The sequence below is a fragment of the Intrasporangium zincisolvens genome, from assembly GCF_034724055.1.
GTDB lineage: Bacteria > Actinomycetota > Actinomycetes > Actinomycetales > Dermatophilaceae > Monashia > Monashia zincisolvens.
In genome coordinates, this window is the sequence record NZ_JAWIIL010000014.1 from 58,846 (window position 1) to 73,501 (window position 14,656).

18 protein-coding genes are annotated in these 14,656 nt (G+C 73.7%); all 18 read right to left on the minus strand.

From position 1 onward, the window contains the following. Positions 1-16: 16 nt before the first annotated feature. Entirely contained in the window at positions 17-820 is an 804-nt protein-coding gene (locus tag RY076_RS22600; RefSeq protein WP_323102058.1) for an OmpA/MotB family protein, read from the minus strand. Beyond that, positions 817-1,629, minus strand: a complete 813-nt coding sequence (locus RY076_RS22605; RefSeq protein ID WP_323102059.1) for a motility protein A — start codon at positions 1,627-1,629, stop codon at positions 817-819. Before RY076_RS22605 ends, RY076_RS22600 begins: the two co-directional genes overlap by 4 nt. Before the next feature lie 11 nt (positions 1,630-1,640). Then, on the minus strand, positions 1,641-1,967 hold the full coding sequence (locus tag RY076_RS22610; RefSeq protein ID WP_323102060.1) for a flagellar FlbD family protein: 327 nt from the start codon (positions 1,965-1,967) through the stop codon (positions 1,641-1,643). A gap of 76 nt (positions 1,968-2,043) precedes the next feature. Continuing rightward, on the minus strand, positions 2,044-3,219 hold the full coding sequence (locus tag RY076_RS22615) for a flagellar hook protein FlgE (RefSeq protein ID WP_323102063.1): 1,176 nt from the start codon (positions 3,217-3,219) through the stop codon (positions 2,044-2,046). Positions 3,220-3,263: 44 nt separating this feature from the next. After that, entirely contained in the window at positions 3,264-3,698 is a 435-nt protein-coding gene (locus RY076_RS22620) for a flagellar hook capping FlgD N-terminal domain-containing protein (protein WP_323102065.1), read from the minus strand. Positions 3,699-3,713: 15 nt separating this feature from the next. Further along, entirely contained in the window at positions 3,714-5,018 is a 1,305-nt protein-coding gene (locus RY076_RS22625; protein WP_323102066.1) for a flagellar hook-length control protein FliK, read from the minus strand. Further along, complete coding sequence (locus tag RY076_RS22630) at positions 5,018-6,109, minus strand: C40 family peptidase (protein ID WP_323102068.1); 1,092 nt, start codon at positions 6,107-6,109, stop codon at positions 5,018-5,020. Before RY076_RS22630 ends, RY076_RS22625 begins: the two co-directional genes overlap by 1 nt. Continuing rightward, a complete protein-coding gene (locus RY076_RS22635) occupies positions 6,106-6,543 on the minus strand; it encodes a flagellar export protein FliJ (RefSeq protein WP_323102069.1) in 438 nt (145 codons plus the stop codon). The genes RY076_RS22630 and RY076_RS22635 overlap by 4 nt, the downstream gene beginning before the upstream one ends. After that, the gene (locus tag RY076_RS22640; RefSeq protein WP_323102071.1) at positions 6,540-7,847 is read right to left on the minus strand and encodes a FliI/YscN family ATPase; all 1,308 of its coding nucleotides are present in this window, start codon (positions 7,845-7,847) and stop codon (positions 6,540-6,542) included. The genes RY076_RS22635 and RY076_RS22640 overlap by 4 nt, the downstream gene beginning before the upstream one ends. Continuing rightward, on the minus strand, positions 7,844-8,473 hold the full coding sequence (locus RY076_RS22645) for a FliH/SctL family protein (RefSeq protein WP_323102074.1): 630 nt from the start codon (positions 8,471-8,473) through the stop codon (positions 7,844-7,846). Before RY076_RS22645 ends, RY076_RS22640 begins: the two co-directional genes overlap by 4 nt. Then, positions 8,463-9,512, minus strand: a complete 1,050-nt coding sequence (fliG, locus tag RY076_RS22650; protein WP_323102078.1) for a flagellar motor switch protein FliG — start codon at positions 9,510-9,512, stop codon at positions 8,463-8,465. The genes RY076_RS22645 and fliG overlap by 11 nt, the downstream gene beginning before the upstream one ends. Further along, entirely contained in the window at positions 9,509-11,122 is a 1,614-nt protein-coding gene (fliF, locus tag RY076_RS22655; protein ID WP_323102080.1) for a flagellar basal-body MS-ring/collar protein FliF, read from the minus strand. The genes fliG and fliF overlap by 4 nt, the downstream gene beginning before the upstream one ends. Beyond that, positions 11,122-11,430, minus strand: coding sequence for a flagellar hook-basal body complex protein FliE (fliE, locus tag RY076_RS22660; protein WP_323102082.1), 309 nt, complete (start codon positions 11,428-11,430; stop codon positions 11,122-11,124). The genes fliF and fliE overlap by 1 nt, the downstream gene beginning before the upstream one ends. Further along, a complete protein-coding gene (locus RY076_RS22665; protein ID WP_323102083.1) occupies positions 11,427-11,822 on the minus strand; it encodes a flagellar basal body rod protein FlgC in 396 nt (131 codons plus the stop codon). The genes fliE and RY076_RS22665 overlap by 4 nt, the downstream gene beginning before the upstream one ends. Then, positions 11,822-12,163 carry a flagellar basal body rod protein FlgB gene (flgB, locus tag RY076_RS22670; RefSeq protein WP_323102084.1) on the minus strand — a complete coding sequence of 114 codons (342 nt, stop codon included), beginning with the start codon at positions 12,161-12,163 and terminating at the stop codon, positions 11,822-11,824. Before flgB ends, RY076_RS22665 begins: the two co-directional genes overlap by 1 nt. Before the next feature lie 206 nt (positions 12,164-12,369). After that, positions 12,370-12,684 carry a hypothetical protein gene (locus tag RY076_RS22675; RefSeq protein ID WP_323102085.1) on the minus strand — a complete coding sequence of 105 codons (315 nt, stop codon included), beginning with the start codon at positions 12,682-12,684 and terminating at the stop codon, positions 12,370-12,372. Continuing rightward, on the minus strand, positions 12,677-13,213 hold the full coding sequence (gene fliS, locus RY076_RS22680; protein ID WP_323102086.1) for a flagellar export chaperone FliS: 537 nt from the start codon (positions 13,211-13,213) through the stop codon (positions 12,677-12,679). The genes RY076_RS22675 and fliS overlap by 8 nt, the downstream gene beginning before the upstream one ends. A gap of 11 nt (positions 13,214-13,224) precedes the next feature. After that, on the minus strand, positions 13,225-14,634 hold the full coding sequence (gene fliD / locus RY076_RS22685; protein ID WP_323102088.1) for a flagellar filament capping protein FliD: 1,410 nt from the start codon (positions 14,632-14,634) through the stop codon (positions 13,225-13,227). Positions 14,635-14,656 lie beyond the last annotated feature (22 nt).

Here is a 14,656-nt window from a genome sequence, read left to right on the forward strand (position 1 = left end):
GCCCGTTACGAGCGCGCTACGAGCGCGTCTGGGCGGCGCGCGCCTTGAGCGCCTCGGGGATGAGGGCCCGCACGCTCTCGGGCTGGTCGGAGAGCACGACGACGTCGACCCGTCGGTTCTGGCGGTAGTCGGCGTCGGTCCTGCCGGTGCTCGCGGGGCGCGACGAGCCGAAGCCCGTGGCCCCGATGCGTGAGCCCGACAGGTGGTCGCGCTCGACCATGGCGCGCAGCACCTTCGTGGCCCGCTCGGCCGACAGCTCCCACACCGACGGGTAGGACGTGCGCAGGGCCGCCGCGTGCCCCTCGACCGACACCTGCAGACGCGTCGGCACGATGACCGGCGTGATGGCGTCGAGGATGCGGTTGGCGCGCGTGGTCAGCATCGAGCTGTCCGGGCTGAAGAACGTCTGCGACCCGACGAGGCGCACCGTGAGGCCGCGCTGGTCGATGTGGAACTGGACGTCCTTCTGCAGGCCCTGGGCGGTGAGGCGCCGCGTCATCTCCTTCTGGATCGCCGTGAACCGGTTGACGTCCTTGGTCGCGAGCGCGAGGTCGGCGAAGCCCTCGGAGTCCTTCTTGGCCATCGACGGCGGCACGACGGTGCCGCTCGCGGTGTCGATGCGCTGGCTGATCTTCGTGCCGAACCCGGTGGCGAGCGAGTTGCGCAGCTTCTCGAACCGGTTCTGGTCGACGGTCGACATCGCGTAGAGCACGACGAAGAGGCAGAAGAGCACGGTGATCATGTCCATGTAGGACACGGCCCACCGCTCGTCGACGTGGAACTTCTCCGGTGGCTTACGCGTCGAGCGCCGGCGGCTCACGCCGCTTCCTTCGCCTTGTCCTTGGCGTCCTTGCCGCCCTTGGTGCCCTTGGCGTCCGGCTTGCCGCGCTCGGGCACCATGGCGCGCAGGCGGTCGGCGAGCAGCAGCGGCTGGGCGCCGCTCTGGACGGCGAGGACCCCCTCCATGACGAGCGTCATCCGCTCGATCTCGAGCTCGGACAGGCGCGCGATGCGGGCCGACAGCGGCAGCCAGATGAAGTTGGCCGACAGCAGGCCCCACAGGGTTGCGACGAAGGCGCTGGCGATCATCGGGCCGAGCTCGTCGGGGTTGGACAGGTTCTCGAGCACATGGGTCAGCGACACGACGGTGCCGACGATGCCCATCGTCGGCGCGTAGCCGCCGAGCGCAGCGAAGAACTTCGAGTCGGAGTGGTCGGAGCGGGCCCGGGTGCCGATCTGGTCCTCCATGAGGATCCGCAGCTCTTCGGGGTCGGTGCCGTCGGCGACGTTCTGCAGGGCCTGGGACAGGAACGGGTCCTTGGTCTCGGAGGCCTCGGCCTCGAGGGCGAGCAGGCCCTCGGCACGGGCCTTCTCGGCGAGCCGGATGATCTGCTCGATGCTCTCCTGCGGCGCGGGCGCCTTGCCGGTGAACGCCTTGGGCACGGCCTTGAAGGCACGCAGGCTGTCCTTGAGCGTGTTGCCGGCGATGCCCACGGCGATGGTGGCACCGAAGACGAGGATCATCGGCGGGGGCAGGAACAGGGACCCGATGTGCGCACCCTCGAGGGTGACGACGGCGAAGACGGAGCCGAACGCGAGGACGAGTCCGATGACGAGTGAGGGGTCCATCGCTGGGCTCCTTATCGCTCGGTGGGCCGGATCGGGGTGGGTGTGGCTGCCGCGGCCGCGCCGGCGGCGCTGGCCGCCTCCGCGGCGGCGAGCGAGTCGCCCTCTCCCCGCAGGACGCTGAGGCGCGGCCCCTCCCCCGGCGTGAACGAGTGGGCCGTGGCGATGACGAGCGCGCGGAACTCGGCGATGAGCGTGATGACCTCGGGCAGGCTCTCGCGCACGACGTACGTGGCGCCACCGACCATGACGAGGGTCGTGTCCGGGTTCTCCTGGACACGCTCGATGAGGTCGGGGTTCACCGCGAAGCGTGACCCGTTCAGGCGGGTGACTGCGATCATGGGGCCGTTCCTGTCGGGGGGCGGGGCGCTCGTGCCTCCGCCCCCCTCTATCGGCAGGGAGCGGCCGACCGTAAGGTCAGCGCTTCAGGTCGACGAGCTCCTGGAGCACCTGGTCCGACGTCGTGATGATGCGGGCGTTCGCCTGGAAGCCGCGCTGCGCCACGATGAGGTTGGTGAACTCCTGCGAGAGGTCGACGTTGCTCATCTCGAGCGCGCCACCGACGAGCGAGCCGAAACCGGAGTCGCCGGCCTGCCCGACCTGCGCGTTGCCGGAGTTCGCCGTGGCCGAGTACGAGGACTGACCGGACTTCTCGAGGCCGGCCGGGTTGGTGAACCGGGCCAGGGCCACCTGACCGACGGACTGGCGGATGCCGTTGCTGAACGAGCCGACGAGCGAGCCGTCCGCGCCGACGCTGAACGCCTCGAGCGTTCCTGCCTCCCAACCGTTCTGGCCGGTGGCGGCCACGGTCGTGCTGCCGGCGTAGCCGGTGACGGTGCCGAGGTCGACGGTGATGCCGCCGACGCTGACCGACCCCGGCGTCGTCTGCTTGCCGTCGGTGAAGGCGAGCGAGCCGCTGCCCGTCGCTCCTGACGCGTCGGTCGCGGCGACGTTCCAGCCGCCGGCCGTCCGGGTGAAGGACAGCGACAGCGTGCGGGCCGTGCCGTTGGCATCGAAGACCTGGATGTCGCGCTGCAGCGCGGCGCCCGTGGCGGCGTCGGAGGGCAGGTTGCCCGCGACCTCGACGCCCGTGGTGGCACGCGCGGGGATCATCGCGGTGGGCGACAGGACGAGGCCGGTGGTGGGCGACCCGGTGTTGACCCGGCCCGAGGCGTCGGCCATCCAGCCCTGCAGGATGCCGCCGTCGGGCCCGACCAGGTGGCCGGAGGCGTCGAGGCCGAAGGAGCCCGCGCGGGTGAAGTACTGCTGGCCCCCGCGGCTGGTGACGAAGAAGCCGTCGCCCGAGATCATCATGTCGGTGGCCTTGCCCGTGGTCTGGGCCGAGCCCTGGGTGAAGGTCGTCGTGACCGCGGCGACGCGGACGCCGAGGCCGACCTGGGCCGGGTTCGTGCCGCCGGTCGCGGCCTGCGGGCCGGATGCGCCCTGGGTCATCTGCGAGAGCGTGTCCTGGAACTGGGCCGAGGAGCCCTTGAACCCGGTGGTGTTGACGTTGGCGATGTTGTTGCCGGTGACGTCGAGCATCGTCTGGTGGGCGCGCAGGCCCGAGATGCCGGAGTAGAGCGAGCGAAGCATGGGGACGGCCTTTCTGGGGTGGGTGGTCTGGTGCGGGGGCCGGCTCAGGAACCGGCGACCCCGGTGATCGAGGCGAGGGGGATGCTCGCCGAGCCGACGGTGACGGTCGGGGTGGCGCCGGTGAAGGACACGGCCGATGCCGTGCCGGTCGCCGTGGCGCCGGTGGCGTCGAGGTAGGTGACGGTGCGCCCGAGGAGGGCGGCGGCCGCGCTGCGCTGCTGGGCCTGCAGGCCCTGCGTGCTGTCGGCCGCCATCTGGCTCAGCTTCTCCATGACGGCCAGCTGGGTCGTCTGCCCGATCATGGCGTTGGTGTCCATGGGCGAGCTCGGGTCCTGGTTCTTCAGCTGGGTCACGAGCAGGTCCATGAAGACGGTCGAGTCCATGGTCTGCTTGGGGGCGCGGGTAGGGGCGGTCGAGGTCATGCTCGAGCCTCCGACCGACGCGACGGACCCGATCGGACCGATGGGGGTGGTGGTCATGGGTCTCCTTCTCTCTCAGGCGAGGACGTCGAGGACGGCCACGGTTGGGGACGGCTGGGAGGGGGTGGAGGCGTGGTGGCCCGGCCCGGACGCCGCGGCGACCCGGGACAGGGTGTCCGGCCGGCCGCCGTCGCGGCCCTGCCCGCCGGCGTCGCCGCGGTCACCACGTCCGTCCCCGGCGTTGGGGTCGTGCGCCGGAGCGCCGCTGTGGGATCGGTGGGACAGGTCGAGGCTCGCGCCGAGGCCCGTGCCGGCGAGGTCGCGGCGCAGGTCGGGCAGCGCCGCGTTCACGGCCGCGCGCCCCGCGTCGGTGGCGCTGAACAGCTCGATGCGCACGCCGTCGGCGCCGATGTGCGCCTGCACGGTGACCGGACCGAGGTGCTCGGGGCTGACGCGGACCGTGAGGATGTGCTCCCCCGGCGCGCCGGCAGCCAGGCGCAGGACCGGCCGGGACAGCTGCTCGGCGAACGGCTGCGGGGTGGCCGGCGCGCTCGCCGCCGAGGGGGCCGGGCCGGTGACGACCGACGCCGTCGGCGCCATCGGCGCGGTCACGGCAGCGACCGCCTGTGCGCCGAGGGTGTTCGGGGAGTCGGTCGTCCTGGGTCGGGACGCCACCGGCTGCGGCACGACGAGTGCCGGCGCGGCCGACGACGTGTCGGTGGGGACAGGCGCCACCACCGCCTGAACCGCCTGAACCGCCTGAACCGGCGACCCCGAGGGCGGAGCGGCCGACCCATCAGCCGCCTGCGCGGTGGCCCCGGGGCCCGACGTCGCCGGCGTGACAAGGGTCGGCCCGGCTGCGACCGACGGTAGGGACGAGCGTGCCGGGGCTGCGACCGCGCCACCCGGGGCAGCCAGAGCGGTCGAGGCCGCGACCTGGGCGGCACGGTCTGCAGCCATCCCTGGCCCGCCCCCTGCGGCGGGAGCGGTCACGGTGGTCGCGGTGGCCGCAGCGGCGGCCGGCAGGGACATGAGGACGAGCGGAACCTGCTGGGCGAGAGACTGGTTCGGGTCGACGGCACCGGCGGTCGACGCGTCTGCCGGGGCCGGGCCGTCAGTGCCGCCCTGGCCGTCGGACCCGAGCACTCCGCCAGCGGCCGCGCCCCCGGAGGCTGCGTCGGGCGTCCCGGTGGACGGTGTGGGCAGCGGGTCGGCGCCCGCTGCCGCCGTCGCGGGCCCGGTCGCCGTGGGCGTGAGGAGCGTGGCCAGCGTGGCCAGGAAGTCGCCGGGGGTGCCGGCGGCGGCACCGCGTGACGGGGCGGCGCCGGCGCCGGGCACGGGCAGGGCCGATCCCGAGCCGGAGGAGACGACGGCGGCCATCAGGCCCCCGACCCGTAGAGCTCGGAGACGATCTGGCGGGCGGTGCCCTCCCACTTGGCGTACGCGTCGGGGTAGGCGGAGCGCTGGACGGCCTGGTCGGCGGCGGCCACCGGCATCGACTGCCAGTTCGGCATGGCGGTGAGCCGGTCGAGGAACATCCGGGTCGAGGTGCGCGGGTCCATGGCGTCGGTGACGGTGCCCCACGAGTAGCGCGAGCCGTTCACCTGCTGCTGGAACAGGCCCACCGAGTGGCCGTCGACGCCACGTGCCGACGCGTCGGGCGCGAGGGCCTGTGAGCCGGCGACCTTGGGGTTCCAGTACATCCGCAGCGACGACTCCTGCAGGGCGGTCGAGATGGCGTTGACGGCCGCCTGCCGCGGCAGGCCCTGCGCCTTGACCTCGTCGACGATGACCTGGGCGTAGTGGCGCTGCGTCGGGTCGAGCGACGCCGTTCCCGGGCCGCTCGCCGCGACGCCCGCCGGGACCGTCGGCCGCTCGGGCACGATGCGCCGGATCGTCGTGAGGTTGCCGTGCATCTCCCACGCGTCGCGCACCTGGATCGTCTTGCCCGGCATCGGTGCGTCGATCGCCTTGCCGTCGCCGAGGTAGATCGCGACGTGGCCGTGGCCGTGGCTGACGAGCAGGTCGCCGGGCCGTGCCTGGGCGAGCGAGGGCACCTCGGTGCCGCGCGTCATCTGGTCGCGGACGAGGCGGGGCAGGTCGATGCCGACGTCGCCGTACACGCGCTGGACGAAGCCGGAACAGTCCATGCCCTTGCTCGGGTCGGTGCCGCCCCACACGTAGGGCACCCCGACGTAGCGCTTGGCCGCGGCGACGACCTGATCGCCGGTGACACCGCCGGACGAACCGGTCGCGTCCGCGGCGCCGGTGAGGCCCTGCGCGGCATCGGGGCCGAGCACCGACGCGAGGGTGTCGGCGAACGCCGTCGACCCACCCGCGCCCGTCGCTCCGCCCGCTGCGCCCGTGCGGGCCGCCGCGGCCGAGGCCGCCCGCGAGGCGGCCGCCGGGTCGAACTGGGTCAGGGTCGACTCGATCTGCTGGATCCGGCCCAGCGACTCGGTGAAGCTCATGCCGGTGCCCCCTCGCCCGGCTTGCGCAGCCGGGCGGTCGAGCCCAGCTCGTCGAGCACGACCTGCTCGGCGGCGAGCTCGGCGGCGTGGACGGTCGACGCGTGCCGCGCCTCGAGCTTCTCCAGCCCGAGGGTGCGGGCCCGGGCCGCTCCGAAGTCGCGCTCGGCCAGTGCCCGCTCGGCGGCCGCGGTGTTGGTGAGGGCCCGCAGCTCGGTGAGCATGGCGGCCGATGAGGCGCGGCCCGCGGCGATGGTGTGCATGACGTCGAGGCTGTCGACGTCGGTCGGGAGGCGGTCGACCTCGGCGAGGGCGCGCTCGGTGCGCGCGGCGATGCCGGCGTGCCGGGACGCGGCGGCGCCGAACACCGCTGCGGCCTGGTCCTCCTCGAGCCGGCGCAGCCGGAGCAGCCCGGCGAGCGAGAACGGTTGGGTCATCGCGGCCCCCCGAGGGTCGTCGTGAGTCGGACAAGAGCGGCCCAGGCCTCCTCGGCCGCGGTGCGGTCGTCGAGGTGCTGGGTGAGGAAGGCCTCGATCGGCGCGGCCTGGTCGAGGGCGGCGTCGACGAGCGGGTTGGCCCCGCGGGTGTACGCACCGACGTCGATGAGGTCCTGGGCCGCCTTGCGTGCCGCGAGGACGCGGCGCAGGGCCGTCGCGGCGGCGGTGCGCTCGGGCGGGTTGACCTTCGAGGCGACGCGCGAGATCGAGCCGAGCACGTCGATGGGCGGGTAGTGGCCCATGACGGCGAGCTTGCGGTCGAGCACGACGTGGCCGTCGAGGATCGAGCGGGCGGTGTCGGCGACCGGCTCGTTGTGGTCGTCGCCGTCGACGAGGACGGTGTAGATGCCGGTGACCGATCCGGCCCGGGCCGTGCCGGCGCGCTCGAGCAGGCGTGCGAGCAGGGCGAAGGCCGACGGCGGGTAGCCGCGGGTGGCCGGTGGTTCGCCGGCCGACAGGCCGATCTCCCTCTGCGCCATTGCGACTCGCGTCAGGGAGTCCATCATGAGCAGTGCGTGGGCGCCGTCGGCGCGGAACGACTCGGCGATGCTCGTCGCTGTGTCGGCGGCACGCAGGCGCACGAGCGCGGGCTCGTCGGAGGTGGCGACGACGACGACCGAGCGGGCCAGGCCCTCGTGCCCGAGGTCGTCCTCGAGGAACTCGCGGACCTCGCGGCCGCGCTCGCCGACGAGGGCGATGACGCAGACCTCCGCCTCGCTCCCCCGCGCGATCATCGACAGCAGCGAGGACTTGCCGACCCCCGAGCCGGCGAACAGGCCGATACGCTGGCCGCGGCCGAGGGTGACGAGCGTGTCGAGCGCCCGGACGCCGGTGGCGAGCGGCAGGTCGATGCGGGCCCGTTCCATCGGCGAGGGCGCGCGGTCCGACGAACGGACGGTCGGGGCGACGAGCGGGCCCTTGCCGTCGATGGGGCGGCCGAGGCCGTCGAGCACGCGTCCGAGCAGGGCCGGCCCGGTGGGCACGTGCGGACCGCCGCGCACGGCGCGGGCGCGCTGCCCGACGCGCAGGCCGGCGAGCGGCCCGAGCGGCATGCAGGTCAGGGTGCCGCGCGCGGACGAGACGACCTCGGCGCGCGTCGGGGCCCCGGCGTCGGCAGCCACCTCGAGGTGGTCACCGACGGCGCACGGCAGCCCGGCCACTTCGAGGGCCAGACCACGCACGGCCGTGACGGTCCCCACGCGCTCGGGCGCGGCGGCGTCGAGGACGTCGGCGAGCCCCCTCACGCGAGCTCCCCCGTCACGGTGGCGCGGGCGCGCGCGAGGGCCGAGCCGATGCGGGCGTCGAGCTCGCCATCCGGGTACACGGCGACGGCGTCACCGCGCGAGAGCCCGGGGTCGGCGACGAGCTCGACTCGGGCGGCGTCGAGCGAGTCCCCCACGAGCGCAAGGTCGTCCGGGTGCAGCCGCACCGCCACGACCACCGACGCGTCGGGCGCCGACAGCGCCCGGGCCAGGGCGGCGCGGGCCGCGTGCGGAGCGTCCGACAGCTCGCCCCCGACGATGACCTCGGCGAGCGCGAGCGCCGCCGCGACGAGCTGGTCGTCGGCGTCGGCGAGCACCGGCGCGGTGCGCAGCTCGAGGGCGCGGGCCGCGGAGTCGAGCACGGCGACCGCACGGTCGGTGCGGGCCCGCTCGGCCGCCACGGCGGCGGCCTGCCGGGCCACGAGCTCGGACTCACGGGCGGCCACCTCGTCGGCGGCCCGGCGCAGTCCGGCGGCGTACCCGGCGGCGTGACCGCGCGTGTACCCCTCGGTCTCGCCCATGAGGTCGAGCGCGGGGAAGACGACGACCTCCGGGGCCGGACGCGTCGGGTAGGCCGCTCCGCCGCCGAAAGAGGTGTCAGTAGACAAGGTCGTCCTCCTCGGCCCGACGCAGCGTGATGGTGCCGGCCTCCTCGAGGTCGCGGATCGAGCGGACGATGTCGGCGCGGGCCTCCTCCACCTCCGAGGCACGGACCGGGCCGAGGGCCGCGAGCTCGGACTCGAGGATCTCGCGGATGCGGTCGGAGATGTTGCCGGTGATGGTGTCGACCACCGGCTGCGGGGCGCCCTTCATGGCGCGCGCCAGCACGGCGGCGTCGAGGCCGCGCAGCACCAGCTGGACGTCCTTGCGCTCGAGCTTGACGAGGTCGGCGAAGGTCAGCATCTTGCTGCGGACCTCCTCGGCGAGCACCGGGTCGCGCTCGGACAGCGCGTCGAGCACCGCGCGCTCGGTGGCGGCGTCGGAGCGGTTGATGATGTCGACGAGCGGCTGGATGCCGCCGAGGGCCCGCTGCTGGCGCGGACCGGCGGCGATGGCCGCTCCGGTGCGCGAGCGGAGGTTGTCGGCGACGACCCGCACGGCCTCCGGCGTCGGCGTGCCCATCGTCGCGACGGCGTGGGCCACGTCGGCGGCCCGCGCCGCGCCGAGCCCGGCGATGACGTGCGAGGCCTGCTCCGGGCGCAGGTGGGCCAGGACGAGGGCGATCGTCTCGGGCAGCTCGCCGTCGAGGAGGCTGAGCAGCTGCGAGGGGTCGACGCTCTCGAGGAAGTCGTAGGACTTGCCCGCCATCGTCGAGGCGAGCCGGTCCATGACGCCGGCGGCACGGTTCGCCCCGAAGGAGGACTCGAGCAGGCCGACGGCGAAGTCGCGCCCGCCCAGCGTCGTCCGGCGGCCCGACACCGCCAGCTCGTGGAACTCGGCGATGACGTCCTCGGAGACCGACGGGTCGACGCGGCTCAGGCGCACGATCTCGGCGGCGATGTCCTCGGCCTCGGAGTCGCTGAAGTGCCCCATGACCGCCGACGCGCTCTCGGGGCTCATCTGCATCAGGACGATGGCGACCTTCTGGGTGCCGGTGAGGTGCGAGGCCGTCGTCAGCGACGACAGGACCGTGGTGTCGAGGGTCATACCGGCTGCCGCTCGTCCATGAGGCCGCGCAGCAGCTCGGCGGTCTTGAGCGGCTCGGACGCCCCGAGCCGGTTGACCTGGGCGCGGCGGCGCTCGGCGTCGAGGACGTCCTCGCTCGGGCCGGGCAGCTCGGGCACGGCGGCGGCGTCAGGGCTCACCTTGAGGACCGGAAGCACCATCGTCGCGTCGGGCCCGGCGATCGCCGGCACCTCGTCGGCGACGAGCTCGCCCTCGAGGTCGACCGGCTCGCGGACGGCCCGCTTCCGCGAGCGCAGCCACAGCACGAGCACGGCGATGGCGATGAGCAGGAGCACGCCGGCCCAGACGAGGGTCGTCATGAGCTGGGCGCCGGCCTGCGCCTCGTCCTGGGCCTGCTGCGCGGCGAGCGCGGCCTTGGCCTGGTCGGCGGCGGCCGTGCTGAAGGGCAGCACCTGCAGCGACAGGACGTCGCCGCGGGTGGTGTCGATGCCGGCCGCGGCCGACACGAGGTTCTGCAGGTCCTGGACGTTGAGGTTGCGGGCCGCGGACGCGCTGATCGCGACCGAGACCGACTGGCGCTTCAGGGCGCCCGCCGGGATGGTGCGCTCCTCGGTGACCTTGTTGACGGCGTTGTCGCGGGTGTCCTTCGTCGAGTCGTAGGACCCGTTGCCGCCGGTGCCACCGGGCACCGCGATGTTGTCGGGGCCGAGCACGCCGGACCCCTGCGAGGTGCCCGTGCCCCGGTACTTCTCGGTCGTCGTCGACTGGCTGAGCGGCGGCACGTTCTTGACGCCCGCGAACGTCTCGGACGTCTGCTGCGCGGAGTTCGAGTCGATCTCGGGTGTCACGGCCACGGTGGCGTTCCCGGGGCCGAGCACCTTGTCGAGGACGGCCTGCACCGAGGCCTGGGTGCGCTGCTGGTACTCGCTCGCCTGCTTCGAGCCCGAGCCGTTCGTGCCGACGCCGACGGCCGAGAGCACGGTGCCCGACGCGTCGACGACCGACACGTTGGCCGCCTTGAGCTCGGGCACGGCGGCCGAGGTGAGGTGCACGATGGCGTCGACCTTGTCGGCCGACAGCGTCTGGCCCGGGAGCGTCTGCACGAACACCGATGCCGTGGGCTCGCCCTGCTGCGAGGTGAACACGGTCTTCTCGGGGATCGCCAGCTGCACCGACGCGGTCTGCACGCCCTCGAGGTGGGAGATCGTCGTGCCGAGCTCGCCCTCGATGGCGCGCTTGTACGTGACGTTCTGCTGGAACTCCGAGGACGTGACGCCCATCTTGTCGAGGAGCGAGTAGCCCGACGCCGGGGCCGCGGGCAGGCCCGCCGACGCCGCCTTGAGCCGCTCGTCGTAGACGCTCTCCTGCGGCACGAGCACCGTCGAGCCGCCGTCGGCGAGCTGGTAGGGCACGCCGTCCTTGCCGAGCTGCTGGACGACGGCGCTCGCGTCGGCGCTCGCCAGGCCGGTGAACAGCGGGCTGTAGCTCGGCTTGGTCAGCCAGCTCGTCAGGGCGACCGCGCCGAGGGCGAGGACGGCCAGGCCGATGGCCGCCACCGTCTTCTGCCCGACGGTGAAACCCTTGACGGTGGTGCCGAAGCGCTGGGCCGCGGACGTCAGGAACGGGGGCATCAGGCCTGCATCCTCATGATCTCGTTGAAGGCGTCGACTCCCTTGTTGCGCAAGGCCGCCGCGACCTCGAGCGTCACCTGGGCGCGGGTCGCCGCGATCGTCGCGGAGTGGATGTCGTCGAGGCTGCCGGTGACGGCCTGGACGGCGAGCTGGTTGGAGGTCGACTGCAGCTGCTGGAGGTCGTCGACGGCGCCGGCGAGGGTCGAGGCGAAGCCGCCGCCGCCCGCGGGCGCGGATCCCGTGGGGGCCGTGACCGACCCGAGGACGGGCCCGACCGGTCCGACGGCGCCGATGGGCGCAATGCTCACGAGGACCTGCCGATCTGCAGCGCCGACTCGTACATCGTCCGGGCGCGGTCGACCACCTGGGCGTTGGCCTGGTAGCCGCGCTGGGCCATGATGAGCGAGCCCATCTGCTCGCTCATGTCGATGTCGGGGTAGCGCACGTAGCCCTCGGCGTCGGCGATCGGGTTGTCCGGCTCGTACACGAGGCGGCCCGTGGCGTCACCCTCGCGGATGCCGGCGACGTAGACACCCGAGGTGCCCGCGCCGGCCTGCGCCTCGACGTAGCGCGCCTGGAAGGCCGGACCGCTCGTCGGCGAGGCGTTGTTGACGTTGGCGAGGTTGTCGGCCACGGCGTCGAGCCACTTGCGGTGCACCGTCAGGGCGGAGCCGGCGATGCCGATTGCGTCGAAGGTCATCAGCTCGTCCTCAGGGCCGCACGGATGCCGGCGAACTGCGCGTTCATCGCCTGGCTCGCGAACTGGAAGCGCAGCACGGTGTCGACGTTCGACAGCGTCTCGGTGTCGAGGTTGACGTTGTTGCCGTTGGTGCGCGTCGGCTCGGCCGAGAGCGACGTCGTGGCGGCCGCGTTCCCGTCGCCGGCCTGCACGGACGCCGCGAGGGCGTCCTCGAAGGCGACGCGCTGGGCGTGGTAGCCGGGGGTGTTGACGTTGGCGATGTTGTCGGCAATGGCGCGCTGGCGCTGCGAGAGCCCGTCGAGGGCACTCGTGAGCGCGGCGGACGTCACGGAATCGAGCACAGTTCTCCTGCAGGAACTCGCAAGGGGAATGGCCGATCCGTGGCCTGACGCGGCGAGCAATCCGTGCTCGACGGTCCCTATCGGCAGGTCCGTGCGCCGCGTTAGTGACGGCTGGTGTCGGGTTCCGGACGGGCCCGGACGTCAGCTCTGGACGTCAGGTCCGGACGTCAGCTCCGGACGTCGGCTCCGGACGTCGGCTCAGGCCGTCAGCTCTGGACGTCGACGAAGACCGGCGTCCGCTGCGGCGTCGGCGGGAGAGCCCGAAGCGCCGTGAGCTGGTGGGCGGTCGCCGTGTGGAGGAGGTCGAGGCGCTCGGCGACCCGCGCCTGCGCGTCGGCGAGCTCGCGGGCCCGGTCGATGAGCCGCTCGGGAAGCGGGCCGAGGCCGCGCGGCGGCACCCACGTGCGCAGCTGCGCGGCGGCGACGTCGGACTCCGTCGGCGCCCGCTCGGCCAACGACCGCTCGACGGCGGTGAGGTCGGCCTCCAGGCGGTCGAGGACGGCGTCCCAGCTCTCAGCCAACAGCGTGCACCGTGCGCGCGGCACCGGTCGAGGACGACCAGGGGGACCCCGCCGACCCGGCCGACCCGGCCCGCGATGCGGGCGCGACGGGCGAGGCGGGCGCGGCCGGCGCAGCGGGCGCAGCGGAGCCGGACGCCGGGGACGGCGTCGCGTCCTGGAGCGCCCCGGCGGCCGCGTGCCATGCCTCCTGCAGCGGCGTCAGCAGTGTGATCGCCTCGCGGGTGCGGGCGACGTCACGGTGGATGTTGGCGTTGACGAGCGCCATCCGGGCGTACTCGTAGAGGCCGCGCAGGCCCTCGGCGCCGTCCCAGACGTCGGGGCGCAGGGTCGAGGACAGCTCGGCGATGATGTCCTGCGCGTGGAGCAGCTGGGTGTTCGCCGTCTGCCAGTCGGCGGCCTCCTGGGCGGCCTCGGCCCGGCGCAGGTCGAGCAGCAGCCGGTCGTAGAGCATCGTCAGGAGACGGGCGGGGCTGGCCGAGAGGATGGCGTCGCGGGCGTACTGCTGGCGCGCGTTGGCTGCGTTGGTCACGCGTCGTGTCCTTACTTGGTGTTCTGCGAGAAGCTCGGGAGGCCGGCGATCTGGCTCGTGAGCCAGGACTGCTGCGACTTCAGAGTGCCGAGCGCGGTGTCCATGGCGTTGTACAGCGCGAGCAGCTGGGTGCGGCGGTCGGCGAGGCGCTGGTCCCAGCCGGCGATCCGGTCGCCGAGGTCGTCGGAGACCGACTGGCGCCCGGCGATCAGCTGGGTGATCGAGCCGCTCACCGGGGCCGACGCGTTCTTGGCGGCGGTGGCGACGCGTCCCGCGACCTCGGTCAGCGCCGCGCGGGTGCCGGCCGCGTCGGCGGCGAGGGCCGCGGTCAGCTTGTCCTGGTCGAAGGTGAACGTGCCGTCGCGCTGGATGACGATGCCGATCTCCGAGGGCGAGCGGCCGTTGCTCGTCGGGCGGTAGGTGGCGTCGGTGATGGCCGACGCGATGCCGCGCACGGTGGAGTCGCCGGTCAGCAGCCCGCCCTGGGCCGAGGAGACGCCCGCGGATCCGGACGTCGTCGTGACCTTCGCGTTCGTCGCGATGGCGCCGAGCAGGTCGTTGACGGAGGCGACGAGGTCACTCGCCTGCCTCGTGACGGCCGCGGTGTCGCCGCTGACGGTGATGGTCGTGGCGGTCCCGACGCCGGCGGCCGTGGCCGTCACGGAGACGCCGGGCACGACGTCGGCGAAGGTGTTGGTGGCCGAGGTGATGACCTGCTCGGCCGCGGTCCCGGCGTAGAGCAGTGCCGACGCGTCCTGGGCGGGCGCCACGACGGCGGCGCCGGGGCGGCTCATGAGGTCGGTGGCCGTGCCGGCGGTGACGTCGGCAGGAGTGCCCTCGGCGATGCTGAACGCGCCGGCCGCACCGGAGCGTGTCGAGGTCAGCTGCAGCCGGTAGAGCGGGGCACCGCTGCCGTCGGTGCCGGCGCTGACCTTGAGCGCGCGGGCCGGCCCGCCGGAGGCGTTGATCGCCGACACGACGTCGTCGAGCGACGTGCTCGCGGGTGTCACCTCGGTGGTCGCGCCGGACGCGTCGGTGAACGTCAGGTGGGTGGGGGCGCCGCCACCGTCGGTGGGCCACGTGCCGAGCGGCGCGGTCACGTCGACCTGGGTGCGGGCCAGCCGCGTCACCGTGAGGTCGAAGGTCCCGGCGGTCGCCGTCGTCGCTGCCGTGGCGGTGATGCCGGTGGTGCTCGACGCCGCGGTGAGCAGGTTGAGCGCGTTCGGCGCGGCGACCTTGGCCGCGAGCGTGCCGAGCGCCGACGCCTTGGTGTTGAGCGTGCGCAACACGGTCATGAGGCTCTGCTGCTGGGACTGCGCCTGCTTCAGCTGCTGCTGCGGCAGCGCCTCGGCGTTCATGAGCGAGTTGACGATCGAGGTGATGTCGAGCCCGCTGCCGAGGCCGTTGACCGAGACTCCCACGAGATGCTCCTTGCGTCCGGCG

What these genes read in the sequence shown, in the direction of transcription:
- RY076_RS22605 (WP_323102059.1), bottom strand. Translation starts at nt 1,629, where the DNA reads ATGGACCCCTCACTCGTCATCGGACTCGTCCTCGCGTTCGGCTCCGTC.
- RY076_RS22610 (WP_323102060.1), bottom strand. Translation starts at nt 1,967, where the DNA reads ATGATCGCAGTCACCCGCCTGAACGGGTCACGCTTCGCGGTGAACCCC.
- RY076_RS22615 (WP_323102063.1), bottom strand. Translation starts at nt 3,219, where the DNA reads ATGCTTCGCTCGCTCTACTCCGGCATCTCGGGCCTGCGCGCCCACCAG.
- RY076_RS22620 (WP_323102065.1), bottom strand. Translation starts at nt 3,698, where the DNA reads ATGACCACCACCCCCATCGGTCCGATCGGGTCCGTCGCGTCGGTCGGA.
- RY076_RS22625 (WP_323102066.1), bottom strand. Translation starts at nt 5,018, where the DNA reads ATGGCCGCCGTCGTCTCCTCCGGCTCGGGATCGGCCCTGCCCGTGCCC.
- RY076_RS22630 (WP_323102068.1), bottom strand. Translation starts at nt 6,109, where the DNA reads ATGAGCTTCACCGAGTCGCTGGGCCGGATCCAGCAGATCGAGTCGACC.
- RY076_RS22635 (WP_323102069.1), bottom strand. Translation starts at nt 6,543, where the DNA reads ATGACCCAACCGTTCTCGCTCGCCGGGCTGCTCCGGCTGCGCCGGCTC.
- fliG (WP_323102078.1), bottom strand. Translation starts at nt 9,512, where the DNA reads ATGACCCTCGACACCACGGTCCTGTCGTCGCTGACGACGGCCTCGCAC.
- fliF (WP_323102080.1), bottom strand. Translation starts at nt 11,122, where the DNA reads ATGCCCCCGTTCCTGACGTCCGCGGCCCAGCGCTTCGGCACCACCGTC.
- RY076_RS22665 (WP_323102083.1), bottom strand. Translation starts at nt 11,822, where the DNA reads ATGACCTTCGACGCAATCGGCATCGCCGGCTCCGCCCTGACGGTGCAC.